Here is a 20,199-nt window from a genome sequence, read left to right as displayed (position 1 = left end):
CTGTTTTTGAAGGAGCTCGCCCGTGATCGACCGCATCCAGGCGATGCGTACGTTCGTGCGTATCGTCGATACCAATAGCTTCACCAAAGCCGCGCAGTCGCTGGATATGCCGCGCGCCAGCGCCACCACGCTGATGCAGAGCCTTGAGGCGCTGCTCGGCACCCAACTGCTCGTTCGCACCACACGCCGGCTTTCGCTCACGCCTGAAGGCGCGGCGTATTACGAGCGCGCCTCGCAGATCCTCGCCGATATCGACGACGCCGAAGCGAGCCTGCGCCAGACACCCGGCGCGATTGGCGGACGTCTACGCGTGGAAATGCCGGGGCTGATCGCCAACGCGATCGTGCTGCCCGCACTCGACGAATTTCACGCGCGTTATCCGCAGATCGATCTGGTGATCGGCGTGAGTCTGCGCAACGTCGACCTGGTCGGCGAAGGCGTGGATTGCAGCATCCAGCTCGGCGAGTTGCCGGACTCGGGTCTTGCGGCGCGTCGGCTCGGCCTGCTGGAGCATGTGACCTGCGCGAGCCCGGCGTATCTCGCACGCCACGGCGCGCCGACTTCGCTCGACGATCTCGCCCAGCATCCCGTGGTGAATTTCCTGTCGCCGCTCACGGGCCGCCCGTACGAGTTCGACTTCGAGGTGGACGGCAGCCCGACCAAGGTGAAGGTGGACGGCTTCGTGCACGTTTCCGACGAATTCGCCTATCTCACCTGCGGGCTGCAAGGCTACGGTCTGGTGCAGCCGCCGCTGCTCGCGGCGCAGCAGTATCTGGACAACGGCGCGTTAGTCGAAGTGCTGCCGCAATGGAAGCCGCTGCCGACGCCCGTTTCGGTCGCGTTCGTGAAGTCGCGCCAGCCCGCGCCGCGCGTGCGGGTGTTTATCGACTGGCTCGCGGAGTTGTTCGAGGACGCGGGCGCGCTCAATCGCGATCTGTCGCGCGTGCGCCAGTTGCTGGGAGGGTTGCAGCCGGCTTGATGAGCACACGGCGCGGCGGCTTCGATCGGGCCGCCGCGCCGTTTTTTATTCGGCCAACGTCTCGTCGACGGCAATGCGCGTGAGCGCCATGCCGCGGCGGGCATGGAAGCGCGCCACCGTCTCGTAGGGCAGCCAGGCGTCGGCCTGATACGGCGCCACGCCCGACGGATTGTGGAACCACACGCCGCCATCGCTGCGGCCGTGCAGCAGGATCAGGTGACCGCCTTGATCGGTGTTGGCGCGCTCCGGGTAGCGGATCTCGGGGCTCACGGACACGATCGCCAGCGTGTCGGCGGCCAGACGTGCCGCGCTCACCTGAATGTCCTCATCGGTCATCACCTCGACGCGCACGCCGTAAGCCGATTCGGCCCAGTCGGCGAAGGGCTGATAGATCAGCCCGTCCACGCCGCCGTCCTCGCGCATGCGGTAGACGCCGTGACGCAGCGCGTCTTCGAGCATGGCGGCGCGCGGCGCATGTTCGATGCCCCAGTAATCGAGCGCCGATTCGAAACAGGTCAGCCCGCAAAGGCGCTTGGCCCAGAAGCGGTATTGCTCCGGCTGCGCGAAACCGCTCGCGCGCCAGGCGGGGTCATCGCAAGGATCGACATCGTCTTCGACAATGCGCGCCACCCATTCGGGACTGCCCCATTGACTGTAATACGGTACGCCAAAATGGCGGATTTCCTTTTCCTGGGCGAGCGCCTTGCGCTGCCCGGTTTGCTGTTCGCGCGTTGCTTGCGTGTTGATTTCGTTCAAGCTTTTCTCATCCCAGTGACGTTATGCAACCGTAATCGGCCTGAAGGGCAATGCCGCGCCCCGGCTCGTGAAATGCGCGTACAAAGACCATTGTCGCAAAGCCGCGTGACGCGTGTGGGTGCGGTGCGCCACAGCCTCTGCCAGTCAGCATTGAAGTGGGCTCCGAGCCGTTGAACGACGTCACCGGAATCGCGTTGCCATCAGACCCTTAATGTTGTCATACGAAAGCTAAGCGATTGTCAAATGATGCGTTTAGAATATTGTGCGCCCGTGCTCCGTCAGGATTTTTCTTCTAGCGGCGGCACAGCGGCACGAGATAATTAGCCCAATCCGACTCGATCTTCCCCCATTAGCAGTATGTCGAACGTTGCACACACAACCGACTCAGCCGCGGTCGCGGAGCGCGTACGTGAGCTGATGAGCCGACATGGCATCGGCAAACGCCAGCAGACTACCGAGCTGTGCAGGATTCTTGAGCTGAGCTTTTCACAGGGGCACCGCAAGCTGCGCGGTAACAGCCCCTGGACGCTCGCGCAGATCAAGAAAGTGGCCGAGGCGTTCGGCGAACCTGCGGGACAGCTGTTCGGCGCACAGTTGCTCGATCCGGGCATGGTGGGCGCGACCGCGCAGGACGCGCTGCTGTGCGTGAGCGCGGTGGAACTGGCGTGTACCGCGTGGATCGGCGCGTCGGTGGAACCGGGTACGCGCCCCGACTTCGTCGCGTATGAGAAGCAGGGCCAGTGGCGCGTCGTGCGCCCGGACGGCGCGCTCTATCTGAACGCACGCGAAGTTCACAAGATCGAGATCTACCCGCGTCGCGCCGAGGCTGACAAACCGCTCATCGCCGTGGTCGACGACGACCAGGCGTCCGCCGACAACCTGCGCGACTATCTGGAGCACAGCGGCTACGCGGCGCTTGCGCTGTACGGTCTTGCCGCGTTCACTGAAGCGCTGGAGCACAACGTGTTTGACGGCGTGGTGATCGACTGGCTGTTCGGCAGCCAGACCGCCGCAGAGGCAATCCGCCAGGTGCGTGCGTCAGAAAACCCCGAAGCGCCGATCTTCGTGCTGACCGGCGAACTGCTGACCGGCAAGGCGAGCGAATCGGAAATCAGCCAGGTGGTGCGGCATTACAACGTCGCGTGCTATGAGAAACCGGCGCGGATGGCGATTTTGGTGGCGGATCTTTCGAAGCGGTTGAATCGGGGCTAGGCGGTCAGACGGCTAAGCCGCGCGCGCCCCACCAAACGCTCTCTGCAACGCCGCCCGCAGCACCTCATAGTGCACGGGCTTCGGCAACGCGTCGAAGAACGGATTCTCCCCTTCCCCGGATGACGTGAGCGCAGCCACATCGGCGCTCACGGCTATCACGCGCGGCTTCCAGCCCGCCTTCGCCTCCAGCCCCGCCACAAACGCATATCCGTCACGCCCTGGCATATGCAGATCGAGCAGCACGACGTCGCATGGCGTGGCGTCGAGGCTCGCCAGCGCGCCATCGGCGTCGCTTGCGGCGAGCGCCGCGTAACCCATGTGCGCCACCATTTCGCACAGCGACTCGCGCACGAGCGGGTTATCGTCGACCACCAGCACTAGCGGGGGCGCCGCCTCCGCACGCACGGGCGGCACGAGCGTGTCCGGCACCGGCGGCGCGACGGCCGTGACCGGAATCGTCACCGTAAAGGTCGTGCCCTCGCCCACGCGGCTATCGGTTTCGATCGTGCCGCCAAACAGATCGACCAGCCCGCGCACGATCGCCAGCCCCATCCCCGCGCCCTCGTAACGGCGCGAACGCGAGGTATCGAGCTGCGTGAACTCCTTGAAAATCAGCGGAATCTGCGCGGGCGCGACGCCCGGCCCGGTATCGCTCACGATGATCGCAAGCGTCTGCGCGCCGCTCGCTGCATCGTCGCGCGCGGAAAATTCGATGCGCACCGAACCGCGTTCGGTATAGCGGATCGCGTTGGTCACAAGGTTGTTGGCAATCTGGCGAATGCGATGCGGGTCGGCCAGGACGTTGCGCTGCGGCCCGCTCCAGGCGTGCGCGAATTCAAGTCCCCGCGCACGCGCGGCCTGTTCGTTCTGGTCGACAATCGATTGCAGCAGTTCGCGCGGACAGAACTCCTCCTGCCGCAACTCCAGCTTGCCCGCGCCCAGACGCGCGTAATCGGTTAGATCCTTCATCTGTGCCTCAAGCTGACGCGCGGCCGTTTCCAGCCGGTAAATCACCTTGCGGTCGCTTTCCGAGTGCGAATTGAAGCCCAGTAATTCGATCGACGAAACGATCGCGTGCAGCGGCGTGCGCAGTTCGTGGCTGATCATGCCGAGGAAGGCGTCCTTGGCGTTGCTCGCCTCGCGCGCGGCGCGCGTGGCCTGGTGTTCGGCTTCCAGTGCGGCGTGTTGCTGCCGGATCAGACGCGTGCGCCGGTAGCCGTTCATCACCAGCAACACGGCCGCCGCCGCCGACAGCATCAGCAGCACGAGTCCCGCCGCAAACAGCTCGCGGCGCTTGGCGATGAAATCGCGACGTATGCCCTCGCGCTCGGTCACATCGGCGAAACGGCGATTGAGCGCGAGATCGGTCACTTCGGCCCAGTGCGTGTCGAGCGCGGTCAGCATGGGCACGGCGCGCGCGGGACTATCGGCGAGCGTGGCGATCTGCGCTTCGAACGGCGCGATGGTGGCGTCGATCACGGCCAGATCCTGCTGCTGCAGCTTCATCAGGCTCGGCATGCCCGCGAGCGTGCGCGTCGAGCCCTTCATGACGTTGAGCTTCGATTGCAGAACTTCGTAGCGCAGGCGCACCTTGTCGAGATCGCGGTCGATGCCGTCGGCGTAGATGAGCAACTGGCTTTCAAAGCGCGCGTAGGCGATCTGCATCTGCGCGGCGTCCCAGTAGAGGCCGTCGTAGTTGCCGGTGAGGCGTTGCACGACCTTGGGATTGAGCAGGTTTGCGTAGAGCAGGTAGCCGACTGCCATCACCGGCGGCGCCAGCGCGACGATCCAGATCAGCACATGCAGGAAGCGTCGCAGCGGACGATGCATCACGTAAAACTCAAGGCTTGATGGTCATGGAAACGATCTGCCAGGCGAATTTCGAATCGCCCGCCGCGCCATCGAGTTCGAGCGGGAACTGGTCGCGCGGATAGATCAGGAACAGCGGGCCGAAGTCGCTGACCTTCAGACGCCGGCCGTTCATCGCGTAGGCCAGCACCGCGCCGTAGCGATCGGCGTCGGAAACCGGCACGACGCAGGTGTAGTCGTCGATGGTGTGGATCTCGATCTGGCTGCCGTATGCGCCCACGATCGCGAGCACGTCGGCCAGACGCGGGCCGGTGAAGGTCGAGCGCGGCGTCCAGGTGGTGGCGGTCTCGATCGAATGCTGGGGCAGTTTGAGCAGTTGCTCTTCGCTGAAGTGATAAGCCGTGTGCGCGGCGTTGTTGGTCACGTGGACCTCGCCGTTCACGTCGAGCGAGAGTCCGCCGCTCTCGCCGGCCAGCGCGCGGCGCGGCAACGGCAGCGCGGCGGCCGCCAGCAGTCCCGCGAGCGCAAGCGCAAAGCGCCGTCGCTCGCCGCTTGCGGGCCGGTCTTGCTGCCGGCTCTCGTCACGATTCGTCTCCTGCTCATTCCCCAGGACAATGCGATCCTGCATCTGCTCGCCCCCAAGGCGCTAAGTGTTGGTCGTGTGGTGTTGCGACGGGTCTTTTCATCGGGCCCCATCATCGGCGGCATAGCCGGCGCGGCTGTACTGGATCTGTCCGAAGCCAGCCGGTCTGCATCTGCCCGCAAGCATAGGCATAATATCGTCAAACATTACTCCGACAATAGACGTGTTCTTCGCTGACACATCTGTGAGCGTCGCGTAACTGACCGTCTTCGTGCTGCATTTGCCATCAAATGAACAAACCCGTCGTCCCGCTCACTTATGAACAGCTCGACCATTGGGTCGAATCGCTGCAGCCGTTGCTGGTCGAAGAGGAATTCGACGTCGTCGTCGGCATCCTGCGCGGCGGTGCGCCGCTCGCGCTGATGGTCTCGCATGCGACCGGCGCGAGCGTCGCCTTCCTGCGCTACACGCGCGAGACCCGCGAAGTGCGCTGGGACTCCACGCTGCCGATGCCGGAACCGGGCGCGAAGGTGCTGCTGTGCGAGGACATCGCGGGCCGCGGCCATACGCTGGTCGACTGCATCGCCTTCCTGCGCGAACACGGTCTGGTGGTGCGCACGCTCACGGGCGCTTACGACGACCTGAGCCGCCTGCGTCCCGACTACTCGATCGACGCCAGCGGCTACTTCGCGCTGTTCCCGTGGGAGCGCCAGGCTTACACCGACCGTTATCGCGCCGACTGGGTCAAGGAAGGCACGCGCGAAGGCACCCGCATGGCCGACGACCACGAATACACGGTCTACGCGATCGACCTGGACGGCATTCTGCTGCCCGACATCGCGCTCGCGCGCTACGACGAGGATCTCGAAGCCGCGCTCGCCGAACGCGACGCGCTGCTGCCGCTCGACCGCATTCCCGATATCGACATCAAGCGCGCCCGCGCGATCATCACGGGCCGCCCCGAAGTCGATCGCGAGCGCACCCAGGCGTGGCTCGACCGCCACGGTTTCGGCCATCTGGAACTGATCATGCGCGCACCGGGCGAGCACGACGACACGCCCTCGGGCGCCGCCGCCCACAAGGCCGCCGCCGCCGTGCGCTGCGGCGTGACGCATTTCATCGAAAGCGATCCGGTGCAGGCCATCTATATCGCCCAGCAAGCACCGCTGCTGCGCGTGATCTGGTGGAACGCGCAGGCGCGTGCGGGCACGATGATCGGCGCTTCGGCCTGGGGTTGAGGGCGCTGTAGCGTCTATTCTGTGAAGATCGCTTGCCCGGCCTCGCGATCAACGCAATCACCGCGATCAACAACGCGCGCCAAATCAGGGACCGTTGCGTGTATCGTTGCGGTCCCTACCTGCCCTTTTAGCTGCAAAGGAGAGTGCACCGGATGATCAAGATCTGGGGACGCGCCAACTCGGTCAACGTCCAGAAAGTGCTGTGGTGTTGCGACGAACTCGGCCTGCCGTTCGAGCGCATCGACGCGGGCGGCAAGTTTGGCCAACTCGAAGAGCCGGCCTTTCTGGCCATGAACCCGAACGGCAAGGTGCCGACCCTCCAGGACGGCAACTTCGTGCTGTGGGAATCGAATTCGATCCTGCGTTATCTGGCGATGCAATACGGCCCGTCGAGCCTGCTGTATCCGAACGAGCCGAAGGTGCGCGCCGGCATCGACCGCTGGCTCGACTGGTCGATCGGCACGCTCGCGCCCGCCGAGCGTCCGCTCTTTCTCGCGCTCGTGCGCACGCCCGCCGATCAGCGCGACGCCGCGAAGATCGAAGCCGATCTGGCCAATACGGCCACGCTGTGGACGCTGCTCGACCAGCATCTGCAAGGCCGCTTCTTCCTGGAGAACGAGCGCTTTTCGCTCGCCGATATCGTGCTGGGCTCGTTTGCGCGGCGCTGGTACGGTCTCGAAGGCGTCGAGCGCCCCACGCTGCCCAATCTCGATCGCTGGTATCAGCGGCTGGCGCAGCGCCAGGGCTTTCGCAAGTACATCGACCTGCCGCTCACCTGAAGCACGCGCCGGGCGCCCATGCGGGCGCGCCGTCGACGCCAGGCGCGCGTGCGGCACGCCCCGTATAATCGCAGGATGAAGACAGCAAAACCGTCCCCGGACACTGCGGCACTGCATGCGGACCATGCAGCGCCGCACGACCCTGCACACGCTCATGATCACGCCCACGAAGCGCACGATCATGGACACGCTCACGGTCACGATCACGCGCACGGCCATTTCGCAGCGGGCGGCGCATCGCTCGAAAGCGCACTTGAGATGGCCGAAGCCTACTGCCGCGAGCGCGGCGAAAAGCTCACGCCGATCCGCCGCAAGGTGCTCGAGCTGCTGCTTGCTTCAGGCCGCGCGACCAAGGCGTATTCCCTGCTCGACGAAATGCGCCAGATCCACCCGGGATCGGCGCCGCCCACGGTGTATCGCGCGCTGGACTTTTTGCTGTCGGCGGGGCTGATTCACCGCATCGAATCGATCAACGCATTCGCGGTCTGCCACGATCTCACGCAATGCCAGCACGGCATTCTGGTGGTCTGCCAGCAGTGCGGCAACGTCACAGAACTGCACGAGCCGAAGCTGCGCCAGGCGCTGGTCTCGCAGATCGAAGCCGCGGGCTATCGTCTTTCGGGCGATGGCATCGAACTCAAGGGCGTCTGCGCGCAATGCCAGGCGAACGAGCAGGCCAGCGCCGAAGGCGCGAAAGCCGCCGCGCATTCGTAAATCCTTGCACGCCTGAAAACCACCGCGATTTGAGGGCTGAATCGGCCCGAGACGGTTGCGAATTCCCCGCGCGGCTCACGGGCCGCGCGCGAATGGCGCAAATGCGACGACGCTTGAAACCCGAGCGCCGCCGCGCTCCGTCAAAACCTCAGGACGACTGGCGAGCGTCGATCGCGTCGCTGAGCAACGCGACCAGCGCCTCCGGCTTGGCCGGCTTGGTCATGAAGTGCTGGAAGCCCTCGCCGATGCTGCGCAAGCGCCAGCTTTCGTCGGTATGGCCGGTGAGCGCTACCGCAACCGCCGGTGCGTGATCGCCGCGAATCTCGTGATCGCGCAGGCGCTGGATGAGGTAAAAACCGTCCATCGCGGGCAGATCGAGATCGCAGACCACTGCATCGGGGAGCAGGCTGAGGGCTGCTTCGACGCCGGTTTCGGCGTCCTCCACCGCAACGACCCGGGCTCCTTCCGCCTCCAGCAGCGAGGTGAGGGAATCCCGGCTTTGCGGGTCGTCTTCGACCAGCACGATGGTCGTCTGGTCGAGCTTGTGTACTGCGTTCATTGTGTTTGCTTGAATGCCGTTCTGTCTGTTTGGCTTGCCGCGCGGCCTGGCAGGCGGCGCGGTTCGCATCTGGCAACCCGACCGGGCAAGGCGCGAATTCGACGCTGCGAATGCGCCCATTCATGCCCGGGCGCTCCATTAGAGCAATATTGATGCCGTGCGTTCAGCCGCGCGCACGATAACCGCCGCCGACGTCACGCCGATGACAGCCACGCGGCCCTTTTTTGTCGATTTATTGCTTCGTCTTGCGCTCGGCCGCAGCGGGCGGATTCTTGCCCTTGCCGGTCTTGGCGAACGCTTCAAGCGCCCGCTGGCGCGCCATATCATGCTCGACCACCGGCAGCGGATAGTCGGTGCCCAGGCGCACACCGGCTTCTTCCAGTTGCGCCTCGCTGGCCTTCCACGGCTGATGGATGAACTTGTCGGGCAGGCCCGCGAGTTCCGGCACCCATTGCCGCACGTAGATGCCGCGCGGGTCGAACTTCTGGCCCTGCAACACGGGATTGAAAATGCGGAAATACGGCGCCGCATCCATGCCCGAGCCCGCCACCCACTGCCAGTTGGCCGGATTGCTCGCGCCATCGGCGTCCACCAGGGTGTCCCAGAACCACGCCTCGCCCTCGCGCCAGTCCACCAGCAGATGCTTGGCGACAAAGGACGCCACCACCATGCGCACGCGATTATGCATCCAGCCCGTGTGCCAAAGCTCGCGCATCCCGGCATCGACGAGCGGATACCCCGTCAGACCGCGCTGCCATGCGCGCAGCCCTTTGGCGTCGCGGCGCCAAGGCATCGCGTCGAAAGCCGCGCGCAGATTGCGTTCGGCGAGATCGGGCCAGTGAAAACGCTGGTAGTAACAGAACTCCCGCCAGCCCAGTTCGCTGAGGAATTTTTCGGCGCTGGTCTCGCGGCGCGTGGGCGAACCGCCGTGCTTGCCGTGCTGCGCCGCCTTCAGGGCCGCAAATGCCTGGCGCGGCGACAGCGCCCCCACCGCCAGATAAGGCGAAAGACGGCTGGTGGCGGCGACGCTCGGGTCGTCGCGTTCTTCGGCATAGGCTTCGAGGTCGCCGTGCAGGAATGCGCGCAGGCGTTCCAGCGCGGCCTCTTCGCCCGCCGCCCACGCGTCGCGCATGCCGCCCGCCCAGTCGGGCTTCTTCGGCTCGAAACCCAGATCGTCGAGTTTCGATGCCATTTGGGTAAGTCCTGCCGGTAGACGTTGAAAAATCATCCGTTCCGGCGCGGGTTCGGGCGGCGGCGGATCGCCCGCGCGGCGGCAAGCGCGCCAGAACGCCGTATAAACCTGGAAGGGCTCGCCCGACTGGTTGAGCACCGTCCACGGCTCATGCAGCAGCGTGCCGTTAAAGCTTTCGACCGTCAGGCCGTCGTCGCGCAGACGCGCCTTGAGCGCCGCATCGGCCTCACGCGCCTTTCCGCCATAGCGTCGGTTCCAGAACACGCCGGTTGCGCCGCTCGCAGCGATGACCGCATCGAGCACTTCGTCCTGCGCGCCGGCCACGATCAGCAGCCGGCCGCCGTGCTCGTGCAGCGACGCGTCGAGCGCCTTGAGCGAGCCGTGCAGCCACCAGCGCATCGCCGCGCCGGGCGGTCGTTCACCCGCCGCCTGTTCATCGTGGATATACAGGCAGATCAGGGGCTGGCCCGTGGCGGCCGCGTGCGCGAGCGCGGGCTGGTCGGCAAGACGCAGATCGTCGCGAAACCAGACGATCACGGGAGCGGAAGCGGATTTTTTCGGAGACAGACGGACCTCGACGATGGTGATGCCGCGCGGCGGCCTCGCGGCGGTCTCTAATTGCGAGGCGCAGCGTACCACGCGATACGACGAGGCTTAAGCAGGCCGTATGCCTTGCGTGATGAGCGCGACGGCGTGGCGGGCAATTTCCTCCGCACCGACGTTGCGCGGCACCACATCCTTGCGCCAGACCGGCGCGGTGGCAAGCGGCAGCAGCGTCAGCCCGAGCAGCGACTGGAACAGCAGCGACGGCTCCAGCGCCGGGTTGAGCTTGCCTTCGCGCTGCCAGCGCACGATGGCCTCGTGGACACGGTGCTGCTGCGCCTGCCCGAAGCGCTCGTGCATACGCTGACGCAGCAGCCCGCCTTCGCTGATGACCTCGCGCACCCACAACGGCGCAAACCACGGATTGGCCTCGCCGACTTCAACAAAACGCCGCGTGAGCGCCGTCAGCGCGGCGACAGGATCGTCGGGATGCGCCTCGAAGCAGCCGCCAAACGCGGCGCGCTGCGGCAGGAAACGCTCGTCGATCAGGACATCGATCAACTGGTCACGTGTCTTGAAATAATAGTGGACCATCGCGGACGTGACGCCCGCCTCGCGCGCAATCGCGCCGAGCGTGGTGTCCAGGATGCCCTGACGCGCGAACAGCGTCAGCGCTGCGGCAATCAGGCGCTCGCGCTGCTCGACCCCGCGCGCAGCGCCGCTCGGGCGTCCCGGACGGCGTGCGACGGGCTTGTCCGACGTCGCGCGCCCCTGCGTTTCCTTCGATTCGTTCGACTCTTTCATCTCGTTACTTTTTCTGGCTTTGACCGGCAACAGGAATTATCCTAATATTAATCGTCGAGTTAATTAATTTCAAGATCCGCGATGCCTTCAAGGCTTCCCAAGGCTGGAGATTCCCCGATGCCATCCCCCACGCAAACCGCGCTCTCCGTTAACACGGAATCCGGTCCCGCGGCGTCGGCGCACCCGCCGCTGCGTCTGCTGTTCCCCGCGCTGCTGCTCGTCATGCTGCTGGCCGCGCTCGACCAGACCATCGTGTCGACCGCCCTGCCCACCATCGTCGGCGAACTGGGCGGGCTCGACCGGCTCTCGTGGGTCGTGACCGCTTACCTGCTCACCTCCACCATCGTCGTACCGCTGTACGGCAAGTTCGGCGACCTGTTCGGCCGCAAGATCGTGCTGCAGACGGCCATCGTGATTTTCCTGGTCGGATCCGCGCTGTGCGGCGTCGCGCAGAACATGCCCCAGCTGATCGCGCTGCGCGCACTGCAGGGCATCGGCGGCGGCGGCCTCATGGTCGTGACGATGGCCGCTGTCGGCGACGTCATTCCGCCTGCGCAGCGCGGCAAGTACCAAGGCATGTTCGGCGGCGTGTTCGGCCTCGCGACCGTGGTCGGTCCGCTGCTCGGCGGCTTTCTGGTCGAGCATCTGTCGTGGCGCTGGATTTTCTACATCAACCTGCCGCTGGGCGCGCTCGCGCTGGTGGTGATCGGCGCGGTGTTCAAGCCGCGCGTCGAGCAGGTCAAGCACGTGATCGACTATTTGGGCGCGGGCTGGCTGGCCGCCGCGCTCACCTGCCTGATCCTCTTCACGAGCGAGGGCGGATCGCTGCTGCCGTGGAATTCGCCGCAACTCTGGCTGACCTTGCTGATGGGCGTGGTGGCCGTCGCGGGCTTCATCCACGAGGAAAAGCACGCGGTCGAGCCCATCATGCCGTTGGCGCTGTTTCGCGAGCGCACCTTCGTGCTGTCGAGCCTGATCGGCTTTATCGTCGGCGTGTCGCTGTTTGGGTCGGTGACGTTCCTGCCGCTCTATTTGCAGGTCGTGAAGGGCTCGACGCCTTCGCAGGCCGGCGTGCAGATGTTGCCGATGATGGGCGGCGTACTGGTCATGTCGATGGTCGCCGGACGCATCATCAGCAAGATCGGCAAGTACCGCATGTTCCCGATCCTGGGCACCGCATGCGTGGCCGCGGCGATGATGCTGCTCGCGCGGCTGGAAATCTCCACGCCGATCACGCAGATGTATCTGTACATGGGCCTGCTCGGCTGCGGGCTGGGCATGGTGATGCAGGTGCTGATTCTGGCCGTGCAGAACACGGTGGAATTCCGCCATATGGGCGTGGCGACTTCGGGCGCGACGCTGTTCCGCTCGATTGGCGGCTCGGTGGGCGTGGCGGCGTTCGGCGCGGTGTTTTCGCACGGCCTGCATACGCGGCTGGCCGCCTTGATCAGCGCCGATGTCGAACTGCCCCAGCCGCTCACGCCTGAAGTGATTCGCCATCTGCCGCCCGCGCTGCACGCGCAATATCTCGATGCGTTCGCGGGCGCGCTGCATACGGTTTATCTCTCGGCGGCGTGCGTGGTCGTGCTGGCCTTTGCGCTGTCCTGGTTGATGCGCAATGCGCCGTTGCGTACGCATCACTGAAACATCCAGACCACACTCACGCAGGCGTTGCAGCGCGCTCCATCGCGCGCTGCAAGGTTTCGTAGACTTTTGGCCGGTTGCACTGCGAAGCATTGAAGCGCAGAAAACTGGCCGCATTGCGCGACACGCTAAACACGTTCCCCGGCGCCAGCACCACCCCATCGACGAGCGCCTCGCGCGCGACCTGCGCCGCGTCGAGCCCATCGGGTAGTTGAGCCCACAACAACATGCCCGCCTGCGGCCGCGTCCAGGCCGTAAGTCCCGCCGACGCGAGACGACGCAGTGTCTCGCCCATCGCATCGGCAAGCTGCGCGCGCAGCCCATCCAGATAACGCCGATAGGTGCCGTCCACCAGCAGACGCTGCACCAGATCGGCCGCCAGTTCCCCATTGCCGAACGACACCGAAAGCTTGAGATCGACGAGCGGTTCGACCCAGTCCGCGCGCGCCGCGATATAGCCGCAACGCGCGGCCGCCGTCATGGTCTTCGAAAAACTGCCGATCGCCACCACGCGCGCGAGGCCGTCGAAGGCGGCGAGACGCGGCGCGGGATCAGTCTCGAAGTCGGCGAAAATATCGTCTTCGACGATCAGAAGATCGTGCTCCTCGGCGAGCTTGAGCAACCGGTGCGCAATCGCGGGCGCGAGCGTCGCGCCGGTCGGATTGTGGATCGCCGAATTCGTCACGTACAAGCGCGGCCGATGTTCCTTGAGCACGCGCTCGAACGCGGCCAGATCGGGCCCGGTGGGCGTATAGGGCACGCTCACGATCTGCACGCGATGCACGCGTAGCAGCGCCTGGAAATTGAAGTAGCACGGATCGTCGACGACCACGACATCGCCGGGTTCGAGCAGGAAGCGGCACAGGATGTCGAGCGCCTGGCTGCCACCATCAGTCAGGACGATCTGCTCCGGCGCGGCGTCGATGCCATGCTGGCCAAGCCGCCACGCCAGCTGATGGCGCAGCGCGGGCAGGCCCAGCGGCGTGGCGTAATCGGTGAGTTGCGCGCGCGGGTCGCGGGCGATGGCGCGCAGCGCACGCCGCACCGCATCCTGCGGCAGCCACGCGGCGGGCAACCAGCCGCAGCCGGGACGCAGCGCGCGCGCATCGGTTTCGAGCGACTGGCGCGTGAGCCAGAGCGGATCGATTTCGCGGTCGATCTTTGGGCCGGGCGTTCCGTGCATGCCGGCAAGGCCGCGCGTCAATGCAGCGCCATGTCCCGCCACGAAAAAGCCGGAGCCACGCCGCGCCGCCAGGGCGCCTTCGGCGACCAGCCGTTCGTACGCCTCCACCACGGTCGACTTCGACACGCCCATCTGCTCGCTCATGACGCGGATCGACGGCACGCGCGCCCCGGCCGCCAGCGCGCGCGTCGCAATGCGCTCGCGCACGGCCTCCATCACCTGTTCGACGCGGGTTAGCGGTGCTGCGGCTGCGCTGCTGACTTTCGTTGCGCTCGGCGCGCGAAGCGTGTCCTCCATCTGTACTGCTCCGTATCCAATACAGTTTGTCGAAATTGTACTGATGCTTAGCTTACCGGTTTGTCCCCACGCGCGCATGATCGGTCGAATGGCTTAACGCTTACTCTCTCGTCGAATTCATGCGCAAATCCCTCGATACCACTACCGATGGCTGGCTCTGCGGTCTCGCCGGCGTGCTGATCTTCAGCGGCTCGCTGCCCGCCACGCGGCTGGCCGTGCTCGGCCTCGATCCGCTCTTTCTGACCGGCGCGCGCGCCACGCTGGCAGGCGCACTCGGCGCGCTGCTACTGGTGCTCTTCCGCGCCGCGTGGCCCGAACGGCGCGAACTCTGGCCGCTCGTGATCGTGGCGCTGGGCGTGGTGGTGGGTTTCCCGCTGCTCACGGCGCTCGCGCTGCGGCATGTGAGTTCGGCGCATGCGATCGTCTTCGTCGGCCTGCTGCCGCTTTCGACGGCGTTGTTCGGCGTGCTGCGCGGCGGCGAGCGCCCGCAGCCCGTGTTCTGGCTGTTTTCGGCGATTGGGAGCGCCGCCGTCGTCGCGTTCGCGCTGCGCCACGGCGCGGACGCCTCGCCCATCGGCGATGCGCTGATGCTCGCCGCCATCGTCGTCTGCGGGCTGGGCTATGCGGAAGGCGCGCGGCTTTCGCGCCGGCTCGGCGGCTGGCAGGTGATCTGCTGGGCGCTGGTGATTTCGTTGCCGGTGATGGCGCCGCTCGCGGGCTGGTTCATGCCGGTTTCGTTCGCGTCCGTGAGCGCTGCGTCGTGGTGGGGACTCGCCTATGTGTCGCTTTTCAGCATGTTGATCGGCTTCGTGTTCTGGTATCGCGGCCTGGCGCTTGGCGGGATCGCGGGCGTCGGCCAGTTGCAGTTGCTGCAGCCGTTCTTCGGCTTCGTGCTTGCCGCGCTGCTGCTCCATGAGGCAGTGCCGCCCGCGATGCTCGCCGTCACGGCGGTCGTGATCGCCTGCGTGGCGGGGGCGCGGCGCTTCGGGCGCGCTACGCCCGCTCCGGCGCGTGCGGGTTGAATGCATAGCAGATAGGATTCAAACGCCAATGCCTGCGCCGGATTTTTGACGCGCTTCATTTCGGGCCGCCCGCAAGGCATAGTGGATGCGAGCGCCGCGCCGCTTGCGCGGCACATTGAATCCGCATGCCGATCATGAACGCACCGCCCATTGCCGCGCCGCTGTTGCGCGACGCCACGCCCGCAGACTTCCCCGCCATCGCCGCGATTTACGCCCATCACGTGCAGTACGGCACGGCGTCGTTCGAAGAAACGCCGCCTTCGCTCGACGAAATGCTGCGCCGTCACGCCGCTGTACGCGAACACGGCTTGCCGTGGATCGTCGCGGAAATCGATGGATGCGTGGCGGGCTACTGTTACGCCACGCCGTATCGGCCGCGTCCGGCCTACCGCTTTACGGTCGAAGATTCGATCTATATCGACGAAGCGTTTCGCGGGCGTGGCTTGGGTCGCACCTTGCTAGCCGCGCTGATCGAGCGTTGCGAAGCGGGCCCCTGGCGTCAAATGATCGCCGTGATCGCCGACCCGCAAGGCGGATCGCTCGCACTGCACGCGAGTCTGGGCTTCGAGCCGGTGGGCACGCTGCGATCGGTCGGGTTCAAGCACGGCGCCTGGCGCGACACGGCGCTGATGCAGCGTACGCTGGGTGAAGGGGCGCAAAGCGTGCCGATCGATTGAAGCCAGGCATGCCTTGCTAGATACGTCGCCCGTCTAGCGCGGCATCTGTGCCTGATCCAGCAACATGTCATAGAGCGCCTGTGCCGCAGGCGAAAGATGCGCGGCCTTGCGCGTGAGCAATACCAAGGTGCGCGACACATCGGGCTCGATCAGTTCGATCACGCGCACCATCGGGAACACATCCTTCTGCACCGCGAGCCGCGGCACCACCGCCGCGCCCAGCCCTTCCGCGACCAGTCCAAGCGCCGTCGAACTGCGCTGCACCTCGTAAAACGCGCGCAGATTCACGCCATTGGTTTCGAGCGCGACATCCAGCAAGCCGCGATTCGCGCTCACTTCGCCCGCGAAAATCAGCGCGTGTGCGCCTAGCGCCGACCACTTCACGCGCCGCCGCTTCGCCAGCGGATGATCGTCGCGGCACACCAGCACATAGGGATCGGTGGTGAGCGGCACGCTCGTCAACTCGGGATGCTGCTCGCCCGCCACGCCAATGCCGAATTCCGCCTCACGCCTGAGCACCGCCGCGCGCACATGCGCGGACGCATGATCGAGAATCCGCACGCGATCATGCGGACGGCTCGCCGAAAAGCGCCGCAGCACGCGCGGCAGATACTGCACGCCGACCGTTGGCACACAGGCAATCGACACGTCGCCGCGCTGGCTCATGCCGGTCTCGCGGATTTCCGTGAGGGCATCGGCCAGTTCGCCTAACAGACGGCGCGCCTGCGGCAAAAAGCGCTCGCCGATTTCCGTGAGCGCGCAATGGCGCGTGGTGCGCTCGACCAGCACCACGCCAAGATACGATTCGAGCTTGCGCAGCCGCTGCGTGATGGCTGTTTGCGTGACATTGAGCTCCTGCGCCGCTTGCCGGAAGCTGCCGCCTTCCGCGATGGCCACGAATGCCTGTACGCCGAGTGTGTCGATTTTCATTAGAAATTGGCATCAATCCGTCAATTTATTTCATTTTACTGATTTCCGCCCGGCGACCAGAATACGCGCATTCCCCCTACCCCACGGCGCAGCACGCAACAGGAGAACGCGATGGAGAACAGCAACCTCACACGTGGCGACGGCTACGCAAAGCAGTACGTACAGTTCGAAAGCGAGCGCACGCGGCCCGTGCGCGATCTGCTCGCCGCCGTACCTGCCACGCCGGTGACCCATGCGATCGATATCGGCTGCGGGCCGGGCAACTCCACCGAACGCTTGATTGCGCGCGTGCCTGAAGCCCATATAAGCGGTCTCGACGCATCGGCGGATATGCTGGACGCCGCGCGCCAACGGCTGCCGCAGATCGACTTCACGCTCGCCGATATCGCGCAATGGAGCGCATCCGCGCAAGACGAAGCGCCGCACTACGATCTGATGCTGGCGAATGCCGTGCTGCAATGGTTGCCCGATCACGACACGCTATTTCCGCAGCTCGTGCGGCGTCTTGCTCCCGGCGGTCATCTCGCCATCCAGATGCCCGACAATCTCGACGAACCCGCACACCGGTTGCTGCGCGAGATCGCCGCAAACGGGCCGTGGGCAAGCCGCCTGGCGAACACTGCACGCACCGAACGCTACGATGCGCGCCACTATTACGCGCTGCTCGCGCCGCTCTGCTCGCGCGTCGACGTGTGGCGCACGACCTACTATCACGCACTCGCAGGCGGAGCCGACGCCGTCGTGGAATGGTTCAAGGGCAGCGCCCTGCGGCCTTTCCTCGCCGCGCTCGGCAATGACGAGGAGCGTGCGGCTTTCACGGCGCGCTATCGCGAAGCCATCGCGCAGGCCTATCCCGCCCTGGCCGATGGCACCGTGCTGTTGCCGTTCCCGCGCCTTTTCATCGTCGCCACGAAAGCCTGAGCTGAACCCGGCGCAACGTTAGCGAACGCATCTGGGGCGCACACGCCCTTAAAATAGGTCCTCCCGCGAGCCGGTCGCACACCGGCCCGCACGCTTATTTCGAGGATCATCGCCCCATGCAATCGCTACTCGTGCACGTTCATCCGTCCAACTGGAGTTTCCTGTGGGACGCGCTCACCGCCTTCGCGCTGCGCCTGTGCGCGGCTGTGGCGATTCTGTGGCTTGGCTGGTGGATCGCGCGGCGCGCGGGCAACTGGCTCTCGCGTCAGGGCAGCATCGACGCCACGCTGCGGCCCATCGTGCGCGACAGCGCCGTATGGGGCGTGCGTCTGATCGCGATTGTCGGCGCGCTTTCGCAGATCGGCATTCAGACTGCGAGCATCGTCGCGGTGCTGGGCGCGGCGGGTCTCGCCATCGGTCTTGCGTTGCAAGGCACGCTGCAAAACATCGCCGCCGGCATCATGTTGCTGCTGCTGCGCCCCTTCAAGGTGGGCGACTATATCGATGGCGGCACCAATGTCGCGGGCACCGTCGAGGAAGTCAATCTCTTCACCACGCGCCTCACCAAGCCCGACGGCATCTGCGAATACGTGCCGAACAGCGCGCTGTGGAGCAATTCGATCCGCAATTACAGCCGCAATCCCACGCGCCGTCTGGATCTGGAAGTGGAAGTCTCGGTGCGCGACGATGTGAATCGCGCGATTGACGCATTACGCGCACTCGCTGCCGCCGATCCGCGCGTGCTGGCCGCGCCCGCGCCGCAAGTCATGGTGACGCGCTTCGACGATAGCATCGCAGTGCTGAATATTCGCGTCTGGGCCAATATCGATACGTTCTGGGAAATGCGTTGGGAACTCTCGCGTCAGGTGCGCCAGACGCTCAATGACGCGCATTTCGCGCTGCCGCTGCGCACGCGCGAACTGCATATCGTGCAAAGCGGCGAGCCTGCCGCGCAGCCAACGCCTTGATCACGCGGTCGTTGCCAAGCGACGGAACAGCGTTGGATAGTCGATCACCAGACCATCCGCGTCGATCTTCAGATCCGCGGTGAAGTCGCGAAAAATGCCTTCGTAGCGGTATTCGCGATCCGGCTCGATGCACACGTACGCCTGGGCGACGCGCGTGGCCCCGAGTTCCGGCGCGGCAATATAGGCTACTTCGATCGGACGACGCTCGCCGCGCGCGAGACCCAGGCGGCGAATCGGCAGCGTGTTGGTGAATGGCGTGGCCGCGAGGTCGATATCGATGCAGCCTTCGATGGCGTCGAGTGCGTGGCCCTCGCCGTCGCGCCAGTGGCCCTGGCCGTCGCTGTGCATAACGAAACTCGCGCCGCCCATCACGCGAAACGCCGCGTAGGTCACGCGCCAATGCGGATCGCAGTGCACCGTGTAGCAAAGGCCGTACGCCTTGCCGTAACGCTGCCCGACAACCACGCTTTCCACGCGGATCGCGCCGCCGCTCGCATCGAATGCCAGATGCTCGATGCCCTCGCCTTCCTCCGAAGCCCAACGTACTTCGCGCATGGTGCGTCTCCGTGCTGAATGTGTTGAACAGCAATGCGGCGGATCAGGCGTTCATCGTAGCAGCCCCGCAAATAGCGACTATTACGTCTGCGCGCGCGCAGGACGGCGCGCTTCGCCTATGCTCGCGAAGCGGCGCGTGCCGCTTGTTCTTCGCGTTTGATCGTTTGTTCGTTCCCTTCGTTTTCGCCCCACCATGTCATCCCACGCGACCGTTCGCGCCATTTCCCTCGATTCCGCGGCCAGTCTCGCCGAGCCCTTGCGCACGCTGCTGCGCAGTCTCGGCCAGATCGTCCTGCAAAGGCACGCGGGCACGGGCGCATGCGTGCTCGCCGCGCTGGCGCTCTGCGACCTGCGGCTGGCCTGCGCGGCGCTGATCGGCGCGACCGCCGCCAACGTCTGTGCGCTACTGGGGCGCGCGCCATTCGACGCGATCCGCGACGGCCTGGCGGGCTTCAACGGTGCGCTCGCGGGCCTCGCGGCCTTCACCTTCGCCGCCGATACCGCCACGGCCTTCGCCCTCGCGCTGCTGGCTGCGGCGTTCAGCGCATGGCTGGGGACGCCGCTCGTGCATCTTTGGGGCCGCGCGCGCCTGGCGGTGTATTCGGCGCCGTGTCTGGCGGCGACGTGGCTCTGGATGGCGTTGGGCGCGGGCGGCGAACGCACCGCCACCGCGGTTTCCCCGTTACCCGCCGCGCTGGATGCAGCACAAGCGTTTTCGGGCCTGATGAGCGGCCTGGCGCAGACCGTCTTCGCTTCCGGCACGCTGCCGGGCATGGTGCTGCTCGCGGGTATCGCGTGGTCGTCGCGGCGGGCGGCGGCTTACGCGCTGGGCGA

Annotated in this window: 20 protein-coding genes; 11 read left to right on the top strand and 9 right to left on the bottom strand. The window is 65.7% G+C overall.

Features of this window, described 5'->3' with window-relative positions; translation table 11 throughout:
* The first annotated feature begins 22 nt into the window (after positions 1-22).
* Positions 23-979, top strand: a complete 957-nt coding sequence (locus F3J17_RS33155; RefSeq protein WP_167069623.1) for a LysR family transcriptional regulator — start codon at positions 23-25, stop codon at positions 977-979.
* 45 nt (positions 980-1,024) lie between these two features.
* Here F3J17_RS33155 and F3J17_RS33150 read toward each other — a convergent pair whose 3' ends face one another.
* Positions 1,025-1,660, bottom strand: coding sequence for a C39 family peptidase (locus F3J17_RS33150; protein ID WP_167069662.1), 636 nt, complete (start codon positions 1,658-1,660; stop codon positions 1,025-1,027).
* Positions 1,661-2,092: 432 nt separating this feature from the next.
* Here F3J17_RS33150 and F3J17_RS33145 point away from each other — a divergent pair, with 432 nt between their 5' ends.
* On the top strand, positions 2,093-2,947 hold the full coding sequence (locus F3J17_RS33145) for a helix-turn-helix domain-containing protein (protein WP_167069621.1): 855 nt from the start codon (positions 2,093-2,095) through the stop codon (positions 2,945-2,947).
* Between the two features lie 12 nt (positions 2,948-2,959).
* Here the strand turns inward: F3J17_RS33145 and F3J17_RS33140 are convergent, their stop codons facing one another.
* Together F3J17_RS33140 and F3J17_RS33135 are read right to left on the bottom strand one after the other, a co-directional pair.
* Entirely contained in the window at positions 2,960-4,777 is a 1,818-nt protein-coding gene (locus tag F3J17_RS33140; protein WP_167069619.1) for an ATP-binding protein, read from the bottom strand.
* A 10-nt stretch (positions 4,778-4,787) separates the two neighbouring features.
* A complete protein-coding gene (locus F3J17_RS33135; protein WP_167069617.1) occupies positions 4,788-5,384 on the bottom strand; it encodes a molybdopterin-dependent oxidoreductase in 597 nt (198 codons plus the stop codon).
* Positions 5,385-5,629: 245 nt separating this feature from the next.
* Here F3J17_RS33135 and F3J17_RS33130 point away from each other — a divergent pair, with 245 nt between their 5' ends.
* From F3J17_RS33130 to F3J17_RS33120, 3 genes are all read left to right on the top strand, one after another.
* Entirely contained in the window at positions 5,630-6,577 is a 948-nt protein-coding gene (locus F3J17_RS33130; RefSeq protein WP_167069615.1) for a phosphoribosyltransferase, read from the top strand.
* A gap of 152 nt (positions 6,578-6,729) precedes the next feature.
* Positions 6,730-7,356: a glutathione S-transferase family protein gene (locus F3J17_RS33125; RefSeq protein WP_167069613.1), complete on the top strand. Its 627-nt coding sequence runs from the start codon at positions 6,730-6,732 to the stop codon at positions 7,354-7,356.
* 75 nt (positions 7,357-7,431) lie between these two features.
* Positions 7,432-8,070, top strand: coding sequence for a Fur family transcriptional regulator (locus F3J17_RS33120; RefSeq protein WP_167069611.1), 639 nt, complete (start codon positions 7,432-7,434; stop codon positions 8,068-8,070).
* A gap of 148 nt (positions 8,071-8,218) precedes the next feature.
* Here F3J17_RS33120 and F3J17_RS33115 read toward each other — a convergent pair whose 3' ends face one another.
* From F3J17_RS33115 to F3J17_RS33105, 3 genes are all read right to left on the bottom strand, one after another.
* Positions 8,219-8,629, bottom strand: a complete 411-nt coding sequence (locus tag F3J17_RS33115; RefSeq protein WP_240161245.1) for a response regulator — start codon at positions 8,627-8,629, stop codon at positions 8,219-8,221.
* A 232-nt stretch (positions 8,630-8,861) separates the two neighbouring features.
* Positions 8,862-10,358 carry a deoxyribodipyrimidine photo-lyase gene (locus F3J17_RS33110; protein ID WP_345891282.1) on the bottom strand — a complete coding sequence of 499 codons (1,497 nt, stop codon included), beginning with the start codon at positions 10,356-10,358 and terminating at the stop codon, positions 8,862-8,864.
* Between the two features lie 117 nt (positions 10,359-10,475).
* On the bottom strand, positions 10,476-11,168 hold the full coding sequence (locus F3J17_RS33105; protein WP_167069609.1) for a TetR/AcrR family transcriptional regulator: 693 nt from the start codon (positions 11,166-11,168) through the stop codon (positions 10,476-10,478).
* A gap of 117 nt (positions 11,169-11,285) precedes the next feature.
* Here F3J17_RS33105 and F3J17_RS33100 point away from each other — a divergent pair, with 117 nt between their 5' ends.
* Positions 11,286-12,812 (top strand): MDR family MFS transporter, encoded by a 1,527-nt coding sequence (locus tag F3J17_RS33100; protein ID WP_167069607.1) that lies wholly within the window; start codon positions 11,286-11,288, stop codon positions 12,810-12,812.
* A gap of 16 nt (positions 12,813-12,828) precedes the next feature.
* On the opposite strand, the gene F3J17_RS33095 is transcribed toward F3J17_RS33100, so the two are convergent.
* On the bottom strand, positions 12,829-14,211 hold the full coding sequence (locus F3J17_RS33095) for a PLP-dependent aminotransferase family protein (protein ID WP_167069659.1): 1,383 nt from the start codon (positions 14,209-14,211) through the stop codon (positions 12,829-12,831).
* Between the two features lie 200 nt (positions 14,212-14,411).
* Here F3J17_RS33095 and F3J17_RS33090 point away from each other — a divergent pair, with 200 nt between their 5' ends.
* Positions 14,412-15,314, top strand: coding sequence for a DMT family transporter (locus F3J17_RS33090; RefSeq protein WP_167069605.1), 903 nt, complete (start codon positions 14,412-14,414; stop codon positions 15,312-15,314).
* 125 nt (positions 15,315-15,439) lie between these two features.
* Positions 15,440-15,991, top strand: coding sequence for a GNAT family N-acetyltransferase (locus F3J17_RS33085; RefSeq protein ID WP_167069603.1), 552 nt, complete (start codon positions 15,440-15,442; stop codon positions 15,989-15,991).
* A 33-nt stretch (positions 15,992-16,024) separates the two neighbouring features.
* Here the strand turns inward: F3J17_RS33085 and F3J17_RS33080 are convergent, their stop codons facing one another.
* Entirely contained in the window at positions 16,025-16,921 is an 897-nt protein-coding gene (locus F3J17_RS33080; RefSeq protein ID WP_167069601.1) for a LysR family transcriptional regulator, read from the bottom strand.
* A 111-nt stretch (positions 16,922-17,032) separates the two neighbouring features.
* Between F3J17_RS33080 and tam the strand changes: the two genes are divergently transcribed.
* Together tam and F3J17_RS33070 are read left to right on the top strand one after the other, a co-directional pair.
* Entirely contained in the window at positions 17,033-17,842 is an 810-nt protein-coding gene (gene tam / locus F3J17_RS33075; protein WP_167069599.1) for a trans-aconitate 2-methyltransferase, read from the top strand.
* Between the two features lie 116 nt (positions 17,843-17,958).
* Entirely contained in the window at positions 17,959-18,810 is an 852-nt protein-coding gene (locus F3J17_RS33070; RefSeq protein ID WP_167069597.1) for a mechanosensitive ion channel family protein, read from the top strand.
* On the opposite strand, the gene F3J17_RS33065 is transcribed toward F3J17_RS33070, so the two are convergent.
* A complete protein-coding gene (locus tag F3J17_RS33065; protein ID WP_167069595.1) occupies positions 18,811-19,365 on the bottom strand; it encodes a putative glycolipid-binding domain-containing protein in 555 nt (184 codons plus the stop codon). It lies immediately after the preceding gene.
* A 193-nt stretch (positions 19,366-19,558) separates the two neighbouring features.
* Here F3J17_RS33065 and F3J17_RS33060 point away from each other — a divergent pair.
* A partial coding sequence (locus tag F3J17_RS33060) for an urea transporter (RefSeq protein ID WP_167069593.1) occupies positions 19,559-20,199 on the top strand: 641 nt, incomplete at its 3' end.

It is taken from the genome of Burkholderia sp. Ax-1719, assembly GCF_011753055.1.
In the GTDB taxonomy this organism is placed as follows: Bacteria; Pseudomonadota; Gammaproteobacteria; order Burkholderiales; family Burkholderiaceae; genus Paraburkholderia.
The sequence above is the reverse complement of the archived record's forward strand: the minus strand, read 5'-3'. Positions and strand labels throughout refer to the sequence as shown.